This is a genomic window from Flavobacterium sp. C3NV, from assembly GCF_046825355.2.
Lineage (GTDB): Bacteria > Bacteroidota > Bacteroidia > Flavobacteriales > Flavobacteriaceae > Flavobacterium.
In genome coordinates this window covers 17769-28080 of the sequence record NZ_JBKQBJ020000027.1, presented here as the reverse complement: position 1 = coordinate 28080, position 10312 = coordinate 17769, and the positions used below count along the sequence as shown (strand labels likewise).

The window sequence follows — 10312 nt, the reverse complement described above, 5'->3', positions numbered from 1 at the left end:
CTATGGTGTAATGGTAACACAACTGTTTTTGGTGCAGTCTTTCAAGGTTCGAGTCCTTGTAGACCAACATAAAAAGCCTCTCAATCGAGAGGCTTTTTTTATGCGGTAAACTTTTTTGGAAATTCCAATTTTGAAAATTCCAAATTCTGGAATAGGTAAAAAATAGGGATCAACACGAAAACCTGTTGATATAGAAAAAATTACCACGGAGAACGCAAAGTTTTTTAAATATACTAAGTTTAGAAAAAACACAAAGTTCACAAAGCTTTGAAGACTTTGATTGTGTAAGCACTACTTAAATCTTAGTGAACTTTGCGAATCCCGATAGCTATCGGGATTGCGTTCTCTGCGTTAAAAAATAATTAGGGAATATAAAATTTTTAATGTTTCTCGACAACATTCATTGTTAATACGTCGATCCTAAAACCTCTGAAGCAAAAAAATTACCGCAAAGATCGCTAAGTTTTTATATTCTTAGCTTTTTATAAAAGGCAAAGTTCGCAAAGCTGTATATTGATTTAGCTTTGCGAACTCTGTGTTTATAAGAAATTCTTAGATAAAATCTTTGTTTCTCTGCGGTAAAAAAAAACAGTCAGCATTTGTAAGCTGCCCCACAGCATTTAGCGCTGATCCGGGAATAGGTGAATATTGTGAAATTTGTGTTTTATCAATAGCCTAAGCTTTAATCTTAAGAACAAGGATCATGATTGTTTCTCAATTTATATAGTTTGGAATTTGGAATTTTAAAATTTGGAATTTATAGAGTAGTTTTATTTCAATAATAAAGAAGACGGAACAATACCAAATTTCTTTTTAAATGAAAATGAAAAATGAGACAAGTCTTCAAAGCCTACTCCAATATAGACTTCAGATGGCGATTTCCCCTGATTAATTAAGTAATAAGCTTCTTGTAATCTTTTGTTGAGCAACCATTTTCCGGGTGTTTCCTGAAATACTTTTTGAAAATCTCTTTTAAAAGTAGCTAAACTTCTTCCGGTGAGATAAGCAAAACGAGTAAGGTGTACATTAAAATGAAAGTTCTTGTTCATGAATGCTTCAAGGTCAATTTTGCCGGGCTCATTAAAATCGAATAAAATATCTTTCAGTTCTGGATTTACTTTAAGCAAAAGATGTACAGCTTCTTTTATTTTTAAATTAAATAAAGCTTCGTTTTTATCTTGTTCAACTTCAAGATACGAGATCAGCGACTCCATGAAAGATTTATAAAGTGGATTTGGAGCTAATGAAAGCATGGCTTCAGAATCGGATCTTTTGTTGATTTTGAAATTGTATTCGGCACTTATTTCGCGTAAAATTTCCTGATCTAAGAAAAGGGATATTGTTTTGAATTCTCCTCCTTCGGGCGGAATTTTAACGAATTTTGCTAAATGATTTCTTCTGCTAAAACGAAAATCACCTTCTTTTGAGATATAAGTATTCTTACTGTCAGAAGCGATCATTTCTCCCGAAATCTGGTAGCTAAATACATGTTCCGGTATGAAATTCTCTCCTTCGCGGCTGCGTGAGTAATAGCAGGAGTAGAGTATTTGAGGTTTTGTAGTTGCTTTTGCTGTCATAACGTAAAGTTACTAAAAGATCCGGAAATCTTTGTATAAGAAGATGTTCCGGATCCTGGATTATTTATCGGATTAAAGCTTTTGGTTCAAGATAAGCCTCAAGACCTATTGTTCCAAATTCCCTGCCTATTCCGGATTGTTTAAATCCTCCAAACGGAGCCATAGGATCATGTCCAATTCTGTTTATTTGCACGCGTCCGGCATTTATTTGTGAGGCAACTTTGTGGGCTCTTTTTTCATCTGAGGAACTTACGTAAGCTTGTAATCCGTAAGTAGTATCATTCGCGATTTCTATTGCTTCTTCTTCGGTTTTGTATGTTATAATAGATAAAACAGGTCCAAAAATTTCTTCTCTTGCAATTCGCATTTGATTGTTTACGTTTACAAAAACAGTTGGTTTTACAAAGTTTCCTTTTTCTAATCCTTCAGGTTTTCCTAATCCACCAATTAAAACTTCAGCGCCTTCATCAATGCCTATCTGGATATAGTTTTGAACGCGTTCGTATTGTTTTGTGCTCACCATTGGTCCAACTGCGGTTGTTTCGTTTTTTGGATCACCAACAATAGTATTAGAGAGTACTTCTTTTATTATTTTTTTGACATCTTCAAGTCGGTTTTCAGGAACTAGTAATCTTGTTCCGGCAATACACGCTTGTCCGCTATTCATGTAAGCAGCGATTACGGCAAGCGGAATTGCTTCTGAAAAATTAGCATCATCGAGAATGATATTAGGAGATTTTCCGCCAAGTTCAAGTGTAACTCTTTTCATGGTGTTTACGGCTTCTTTTGCGATAATTTTTCCAACATTGGTAGATCCTGTAAATGAGATTTTCGCAATATCAGGATTTCTGCTTATTTCTGCTCCAACTATTTCGCCCAATCCGTTAACGATATTAAAAATACCCTTTGGTAATCCTGCTTCATGAAGGCATTCGGTAATTAATTGCGTTTGCTGCGCGCTCATTTCGCTTGGTTTTATTACAGCCGTGCATCCTGCTGCAATTGCGGTGGATAGTTTGCTGCAGATAAAACCATTGCTCGAATTCCATGGGATAATGATTCCTACTACGCCTAGTGGTGTCATCTGAACTTCAGATTCTCCCATTGTTTTGGTGAAATCGTAAGTGTTCAATAAGTTAATTGTAGATTCAAAACCTTTTAGCATATACTCGTAACTAATTGTTGCGAATTGTTTTGTTCCTCCATATTCTTCAATCATTACGTTGATAAATTCTTCTTTTCTTTTTGCGATAGAAGTTTTAATGTTTTGCAGATATTGAATTCTTTCTGTTGTTGTGGTTTTAGAAAAAGTTTTAAAAGCTTCTTTTGCAGCCGCTATAGCGTTTTGTGTGTCTTTTTGATTTCCTAAAAGCACTTTTCCTAATTGTTCATTTGTTGTTGGGCTTATTAAATCAAAATATTCTGTCCCTTCTGGAGTAATAAATTCTCCGTTAATGTAAATCTTGTCTATTGTTTTCATGTTGTAGTATTTATGATTTTTATTTGACAAAGATCCGGATTAAGAATGCTGTTGACTTTGTTAGAAAGCTCAAAGTGACTTTGTTGGAAAGCTCATAAAAAAGTTGTTTTTGTAAAGAATAAAACTGGGTGAGCATAAAAAAAAAGCCTCTCGGTTGAGAGGCTTTTGAATGGTATATGTGAAATTTTTAAATCTTAAATGTGATAACGGGTTTTACGGCGTGGTTTACTAAACCTTCGCTGATGCTTCCGTTAAAAAAGTGAGCGAAACCGGTTCTTCCGTGTGTGCACATTCCTATAATATCTGCGTTTATGCTGTTAGAGAAATTAATAATCCCTTTTTCGATATTGGTATCGTTGTAAATATGTGTTTGATAGTTGGTTAGGTTATATTCAGATGTAAAATCAGTCATGGCTTTTTCAGCTGCATGAGTTGGTTTAAAACTGTTTGGTGTGCAAATTGTAACAAGGTGTATCTTTGCTTCAAAAAGTTTGCTCAGGTTTACGAATTTTTCGAAGGGTTTTTTAGTTTCGTCAGAAAAATCAGATGCAAAAACAATATTCGAAGCATTAAAATTTGTAATGTCTTTTTTGATCACTAAAACCGGGATTTCTGAGTTGCGAACTACTTTTTCTGTATTAGAACCAATTAGTAATTCTTCGATTCCGGATGAACCATGAGATCCCATAACAATTAAATCTATATCATAATCTTTGCTGACTTGTGAGATGCCGTGGATAGGTTTATCCATTTTTACAATTTCGGTTATCGAAATTCCGTCTAAATATGGTCTTGATGAGACTTCGTCAAGCATTTCGTTGGCTTTTTTCATGAAAAGCATCGTTTCAGGAATGCTTGCTCCTCCCAAAACTGCATCGTTCATTTGACTTGGAAGTTCAAGCATGTGCAAAACGATAATTTCAGAATTGTTTTTTTGGGCAATTTGTGCAGCAACTTTTAAGGCGTTTTCTGCGTGCTCAGAGAAGTCGGTAGGTACTAGAATTCGTTTCATGGTTTTTTGGGTTAAATAATGTGAAATTCTGTTGTTTTGATACTCTTATAAAGATAAGAAATATTTTTAGAGCAATCTATTTATTTTGATTTATAAAAAAAACACTATATTTGCACCGTTATTTATTAAAATCTAAATAATGAGGGGACTAAGTGTCCCCTCTTTTTATAAAATTATGACATTTAAAGAAAAAGTAAACGGATTAATAGCAGAGGCTCTTTTAGAAAAGCCCTCAATCTTTTTGATTGATCTGGCTATCTCAGACTCTTTCAAGATTAGTGTAGGTTTAGACGGGGATAATGGAGTGGCGTTGCAGGATTGTATTGACATTAGTCGTGCAATCGAGAATAATCTGGATCGTGAAGAACAGGATTTTTCGCTTGAAGTAGCATCGGTTGGAGTAGGATCGCCATTGAAAATGACAAGACAATACATAAAAAATATTGGTAGAACATTGATTGTTACTACAAATAATGAAAAAATTGAAGCAGAATTAGTAGAAGCTAACGATGTTTTTATAATTTTGTCTTGGCAGGCTAGAGAACCGAAAAAAGTAGGAAAAGGAAAAGAAACAGTTCAAAAAGAGCAACAAATACCTTATACAGAAATTAAAGAGGCAATTGTTACAGTAACATTTTAATTAAAGAATTCGCATGGAAAATTTAGCATTAATCGATTCATTCTCAGAGTTTAAAGATAATAAACTTATTGATCGTGTAACGCTTATGGCAATTTTAGAGGACGTGTTTAGAAATGCATTAAAGAAAAAATACGGTTCTGATGATAACTTCGATATTATCATAAATCCTGATAAAGGAGATATGGAGATATGGAGACGAAGAGTAATTGTTGCTGACGAAGATCTTGATTTTGAGAACGAAGAAATTACTTTGACTGAAGCAAGAATGATCGAAGCGGATTTTGAAATTGGAGAAGAAGTTTCTGAAGAGGTTAAATTGATTGATTTAGGAAGAAGAGCTATTTTAGCTTTACGCCAAAACCTGATATCTAAAATTCACGAACACGATAATACTAATCTTTATAAACAATTTAAAGATATTATTGGTGATATTTATACTGCCGAAGTGCACCATGTTCGCCCAAGAGTTGTAATTTTGGTCGATGATGAAGGAAATGAAATTGTGCTTCCAAAAGAAAAACAAATTCCATCTGACTTTTTCCGTAAGGGAGATAACGTTCGCGGAATCATTGAAAGCGTTGAATTAAAAGGAAATAAACCTCAAATTATTATGTCAAGAACTTCTGAGAAGTTTTTAGAGAAATTATTTGAACAAGAAATTCCTGAAGTGTTTGACGGTTTGATTACAGTTAAAAATGTAGTGCGTATTCCAGGTGAAAAGGCAAAAGTAGCGGTAGATTCTTATGATGATAGAATTGATCCTGTTGGAGCTTGTGTTGGTATGAAAGGATCTCGTATTCACGGAATTGTTCGTGAGTTAGGAAACGAAAATATCGACGTAATCAACTATACAAGTAATATTCAATTGTTTATTACAAGAGCATTAAGCCCTGCAAAAGTTTCTTCAATCAAAATTGATGAAGAAAATAAAAGAGCTGAAGTTTTCTTGAAATTAGAAGAAGTTTCTAAAGCAATTGGTAGAGGTGGTCATAATATAAAATTAGCGGGTCAGCTAACAGGCTACGAGCTAGATGTTATCAGAGAAGGTGATGTTGCTAGTGGTGAAGATGATGACGTTGAATTAACTGAGTTTTCAGATGAAATTGAAGGCTGGGTTATCGAAGAATTTGCAAAAATTGGTTTAGATACAGCTAGAAGTATCTTGAAGCAAGAAGTAGAAGATTTAGTAAGAAGAACAGATTTAGAAGAGGAAACGATTCTTGATGTTATGAAAATACTAAAAGAAGAGTTTGATAGCTAGTTATCTGCTCTAACAACACAACGAAAAAGGTAATAATAAAAAGGTTATATGTCTGAAGAGAGAGTAATAAGAATAAACAAGGTTTTAAGGGAATTAAATATTTCGTTAGAAAGAGCTGTTGATTATCTAAAAGATAAGGGAATTGCTATTGATGCAAATCCAAATGCGAAAATTTCTGATAGCGAATTTAATATCCTACAAAGCCAATTTGCGGGCGATAAGGGGAATAAAGAAGCTTCTAAAGAAGTTGGTGAAGAGAAAAGAAAAGAAAAAGAAGCTTTGCGTGTAGAACGTGAAAAAGAAATTGAAGACAAACGCAGACAAGACGAGGAACGCCAAAAGCAACAAGAGATTATAAAAGCGAGAGCTGTTGTAACCGGACCTGTGCAGGTTGGTAAAATTGATTTAAATCCAAAGAAACCTACTGTTGTTTCTCCTCCTGCTGAAGAACCAGCTAAGGTAGAAGAACCAAAAGTTGTTGTTGCTCCAACTCAACCAGAAAAACCTGTTCAGAAAGAAATTGTACAGCCTGAGCCAGTGGTTCCTGTAGTTTCTGAAGAGAAAAAGGTAGAAAAGCCTATTATTACAGAGAAAAAAGAAGTAAAAGAAGTGAAAGCAGAAACTTCGAAAGTGGCTCAGGAACCAGTTGTTTCAACTGACCCTGCAACTGCGGAGGAAACGATCACGACACAATATCAAAAATTATCAGGAACTACTCTTACAGGTCAGACAATTGATTTATCTCAATTTAATAAGCCTAAGAAAAAGAAAGAAGATCCAAAGATAACTCCTAATAAACCAGGAGCTCCGGGAGCCGGAAATAACGCTAATAAAAATAAGCGTAAAAGAATTGCTCCTAAACCGGGAACTCCGGGTGCGGCAAAACCTGCTACACATGCACCGGGAACCCCAAATCCTAATAAAATCACGCCAAACACCGGTGGTGGTGGCTTTAATGCTAACAGAAGCGCGAGACCAGGTTTTGTAAAAGGAAACCGTCCTGCAATTGTTGCTAAAGTGGAGCCTACTGAAGAGGAAGTAAAAAACCAAATTAGAGAGACTCTTGAAAAACTTCAGGGTAAAGGTGGAAAATCAAAAGCTGCTAAATACAGAAGAGATAAAAGAGATACGCACCGTCAGAAATCTGATGAAGAGCAAAGAGCAATTGACGAAGGAAGTAAAACTATTAAAGTTACTGAGTTTGTTACTGTAGGTGAAATTGCGATCATGATGGATGTGCCGATTACTAAAGTAATTGGAACTTGTATGTCTCTTGGAATCATGGTTACCATGAACCAACGTTTAGATGCTGAAACATTAACTATCGTAGCAGATGAATTTGGTTACGAAGTTGAGTTTATTACAGTTGATATCGAAGATGCCATTGAGGTAATCGAAGATAAAGAAGAAGATTTAGTTGTTAGAGCACCGATTGTTACTGTAATGGGTCACGTCGATCACGGTAAAACATCTTTACTGGATTATATCCGTAAAGAAAATGTTATCGCTGGTGAGTCTGGAGGTATTACACAGCACATTGGAGCTTACGGAGTAACTTTAGACAATGGTCAGAAAATCGCATTCTTAGATACACCGGGTCACGAGGCGTTTACCGCGATGCGTGCACGTGGAGCTCAGGTTACCGATATTGCTATTATCGTTGTTGCTGCGGATGATGATATCATGCCACAAACAAAAGAAGCAATTTCTCACGCACAAGCGGCGGGAGTGCCAATTATATTTGCGATCAATAAAATTGATAAACCAAATGCTAATGTTGAAAAAATTAAAGAGCGTTTGGCTAGTATGAATTTACTTGTTGAAGACTGGGGTGGAAAAATTCAGTCACATGATATTTCTGCAAAAGTTGGAACAGGAGTAAAAGAGTTATTAGAAAAAGTTTTATTAGAAGCTGAAATCTTAGACTTAAAAGCAAATCCAAATAAAGCGGCTCAGGGAACTGTAGTTGAGGCTTTCCTTGATAAAGGAAAAGGATATGTTTCTACAATTTTAGTTCAACAAGGAACATTGAAAATTGGAGATTACATGTTAGCAGGTAAACATCATGGTAAGATTAAAGCTATGCATGATGAAAGAGGGCATACTGTTCTTGAAGCAGGTCCTTCGACTCCGGTATCAGTATTAGGTTTAGATGGTGCTGCAACTGCAGGTGATAAGTTCAATGTATTTGAAGATGAAAAAGAAGCAAAACAAATTGCATCTAAACGTTCTCAATTAATGCGTGAACAATCTGTACGTACACAACGTCATATTACACTTGATGAAATTGGTCGTCGTATTGCACTTGGTCAGTTTAAAGAATTGAACGTGATCCTTAAAGGAGACGTTGATGGATCTGTTGAAGCATTATCAGATTCGTTCTCTAAACTTTCTACAGAAGAGGTTCAAATTAATATTATCCATAAAGGTGTTGGAGCAATTACTGAAACTGACGTTATGTTGGCTTCTGCTTCTGATGCGATCATTATCGGATTTAACGTTCGTCCTGCAGGAAATGCAAGACAACTTGCAGATAAAGAAGAAATCGATATCCGTTACTACTCTATTATCTATGCTGCTATCGATGACTTGAAAGATGCGATGGAAGGAATGTTAGCTCCAGAGATGAAAGAAGAAATTTTAGGAACTGCTGAGATCCGTGAGATCTTCAAAATTTCTAAAGTGGGTTCAATCGCTGGTTGTATGGTGATGGATGGTAAGATCATGAGAAGTTCTAAAATTAGAGTTATCAGAGAAGGAGTAGTGGTGCATACAGGAGAACTTGTTGCATTGAAACGTTTCAAAGATGATGTTAAAGAAGTTTCTAAAGGATACGATTGTGGTATTCAGATCAAAGGTTACAACGACATCGAAGAAAGAGATGTTATTGAAGCATACCATGAAGTTGCAATTAAAAAGAAATTGAAATAATATTCAATAATTATATTTTAAAGTCCCAATGAAAATTGGGACTTTTTTTGTGCTTATACTTTTCTATGAAAAGGCTTATTTATCTAATTTATATTTAAAAAAGAGATATTTAAAATGTTTGAAATTTTAATATTATTTTTGGGAAAACTATTTTTGTATGAAACGATTAATATACGCTGTTGTTATTTTTATAAGTATTTCGAGTCAGTCTTTTTCTCAGGAGGCTGTAGAGAAAAAAGGACCGCCGTCGGGTAATGCCTTAGTTGGGGATTATTACGGTGCCGATGTGTCTAAAACATCTGAAGATAAAGCAATTTCGATTAATGAATTGGAAAGTAAGCTAAAACAGGATAAAAAGGCAGATAATGTTATTGTAAAAGGAGTCGTGACCGATGTTTGTCCGAAAAAAGGATGTTGGGTGACTCTTAAAACAGATGATGGTTCTTCGTTTTTTGTTAAAATGAAAGATTATGCTTTTTTTGTTCCTACAGCATTGAAAGGAAAAAGTGTCATTTTAGAAGGGAATGCCGAAAAAGAAATAACATCTGTAAAGGAGCTTAAACACTATGCTAAAGATGCTAAAAAATCGCAATCGGAGATAGATGCTATTACGGTGCCAAAAGAAGAGATAAGGTTTCTTGCAAATGGAATAAAGGTAGTGAACTAGTTATATTTTAAAGCTTCAATGAAAATTGGAGCTTTTTTTATTGAAAAGACCTGGATTTTATCTGTTTTTTCTAATTTTTGAATATGTGTTTGTTGGGCATTACATCATATTGATTGGGATATTTTGACTTGTCTGGGGGAATATTGAGCAGAAATTAATATTGTTGCGCTTTATTCGTTTATCGGATGATTAAGGATTGAGTTGTTTTTCTCTTGTTAGTGGAAATTTTCTATTCCCTGGTTTTTAAAACATAAAAAAAGCGAGATATAATCTCGCTTTTTTTATGTTTCATAATTGCTTTTACTTGCCTGGTTTGATTAAAAAGACACTTTTAAATCTCTTTTTAATGTCGGCTAAATTACGTTCAGCCTCTATTCTTGTTTTGAAATTCCCTACCATTACTTTGTAGTTTGGTGTATTGAAAATTATTGTTCCATCAATAGCACTAAATTCTCTTTTAAAATCCGATAACGTTTTCTTTGCTTCTTCGCTTTTACCGCTAAAGATTTGAATTTTGTAAGTATCGTTTGTATTTATTGACGTGTTAATTTTTCGTTTTTCACTCAATAATTGCTCAAATTTGGGATCTTGATTTACTATTAAATTTTGGTCTTGAGCATGAATATTATATGCTAAAGTGATCATTGTTAATGTTAAGAAAACTCTTTTTGAAGGGGTTAAAATTCTCATAATGTGATGGTTTTTACGCGAAATTACTATTTAAAGTTTGTATATAAAATTTTA

8 protein-coding genes are annotated in these 10312 nt (G+C 34.5%); 4 read left to right on the top strand and 4 right to left on the bottom strand.

What is annotated here, in order from left to right:
* Nucleotides 1-770: 770 nt before the first annotated feature.
* The 3 genes from ACIDC4_RS24310 to ACIDC4_RS24300 all read right to left on the bottom strand — a co-directional run bounded on the left by ACIDC4_RS24310 (nucleotide 771) and on the right by ACIDC4_RS24300 (nucleotide 4069).
* Complete coding sequence (locus tag ACIDC4_RS24310; RefSeq protein WP_412045591.1) at nucleotides 771-1577, bottom strand: helix-turn-helix domain-containing protein; 807 nt, start codon at nucleotides 1575-1577, stop codon at nucleotides 771-773.
* A gap of 64 nt (nucleotides 1578-1641) precedes the next feature.
* Nucleotides 1642-3057: an aldehyde dehydrogenase family protein gene (locus tag ACIDC4_RS24305; protein WP_412045592.1), complete on the bottom strand. Its 1416-nt coding sequence runs from the start codon at nucleotides 3055-3057 to the stop codon at nucleotides 1642-1644.
* Nucleotides 3058-3244: 187 nt separating this feature from the next.
* Nucleotides 3245-4069, bottom strand: a complete 825-nt coding sequence (locus ACIDC4_RS24300) for a universal stress protein (RefSeq protein WP_412045593.1) — start codon at nucleotides 4067-4069, stop codon at nucleotides 3245-3247.
* Between the two features lie 175 nt (nucleotides 4070-4244).
* Here ACIDC4_RS24300 and rimP point away from each other — a divergent pair, with 175 nt between their 5' ends.
* The 4 genes from rimP (at nucleotide 4245) to ACIDC4_RS24280 (ending at nucleotide 9568) form a co-directional block, all read left to right on the top strand.
* Nucleotides 4245-4709: a ribosome assembly cofactor RimP gene (rimP, locus tag ACIDC4_RS24295; RefSeq protein ID WP_412045594.1), complete on the top strand. Its 465-nt coding sequence runs from the start codon at nucleotides 4245-4247 to the stop codon at nucleotides 4707-4709.
* Nucleotides 4710-4722: 13 nt separating this feature from the next.
* Nucleotides 4723-5970, top strand: a complete 1248-nt coding sequence (nusA, locus tag ACIDC4_RS24290; protein ID WP_041516381.1) for a transcription termination factor NusA — start codon at nucleotides 4723-4725, stop codon at nucleotides 5968-5970.
* Between the two features lie 48 nt (nucleotides 5971-6018).
* Nucleotides 6019-8901 carry a translation initiation factor IF-2 gene (infB, locus tag ACIDC4_RS24285; protein ID WP_412045595.1) on the top strand — a complete coding sequence of 961 codons (2883 nt, stop codon included), beginning with the start codon at nucleotides 6019-6021 and terminating at the stop codon, nucleotides 8899-8901.
* A gap of 157 nt (nucleotides 8902-9058) precedes the next feature.
* The gene (locus tag ACIDC4_RS24280) at nucleotides 9059-9568 is read left to right on the top strand and encodes a DUF4920 domain-containing protein (RefSeq protein WP_412045596.1); all 510 of its coding nucleotides are present in this window, start codon (nucleotides 9059-9061) and stop codon (nucleotides 9566-9568) included.
* Between the two features lie 300 nt (nucleotides 9569-9868).
* On the opposite strand, the gene ACIDC4_RS24275 is transcribed toward ACIDC4_RS24280, so the two are convergent.
* The gene (locus ACIDC4_RS24275; RefSeq protein ID WP_065448010.1) at nucleotides 9869-10258 is read right to left on the bottom strand and encodes an SPOR domain-containing protein; all 390 of its coding nucleotides are present in this window, start codon (nucleotides 10256-10258) and stop codon (nucleotides 9869-9871) included.
* Nucleotides 10259-10312 lie beyond the last annotated feature (54 nt).

Bases quoted from the DNA above. Each gene is read 5' to 3' on its own strand.
- ACIDC4_RS24310 (WP_412045591.1), bottom strand. From the start codon at position 1,577: ATGACAGCAAAAGCAACTACAAAACCTCAAATACTCTACTCCTGCTAT.
- ACIDC4_RS24305 (WP_412045592.1), bottom strand. From the start codon at position 3,057: ATGAAAACAATAGACAAGATTTACATTAACGGAGAATTTATTACTCCA.
- ACIDC4_RS24300 (WP_412045593.1), bottom strand. From the start codon at position 4,069: ATGAAACGAATTCTAGTACCTACCGACTTCTCTGAGCACGCAGAAAAC.
- rimP (WP_412045594.1), top strand. From the start codon at position 4,245: ATGACATTTAAAGAAAAAGTAAACGGATTAATAGCAGAGGCTCTTTTA.
- nusA (WP_041516381.1), top strand. From the start codon at position 4,723: ATGGAAAATTTAGCATTAATCGATTCATTCTCAGAGTTTAAAGATAAT.
- infB (WP_412045595.1), top strand. From the start codon at position 6,019: ATGTCTGAAGAGAGAGTAATAAGAATAAACAAGGTTTTAAGGGAATTA.
- ACIDC4_RS24280 (WP_412045596.1), top strand. From the start codon at position 9,059: ATGAAACGATTAATATACGCTGTTGTTATTTTTATAAGTATTTCGAGT.
- ACIDC4_RS24275 (WP_065448010.1), bottom strand. From the start codon at position 10,258: ATGAGAATTTTAACCCCTTCAAAAAGAGTTTTCTTAACATTAACAATG.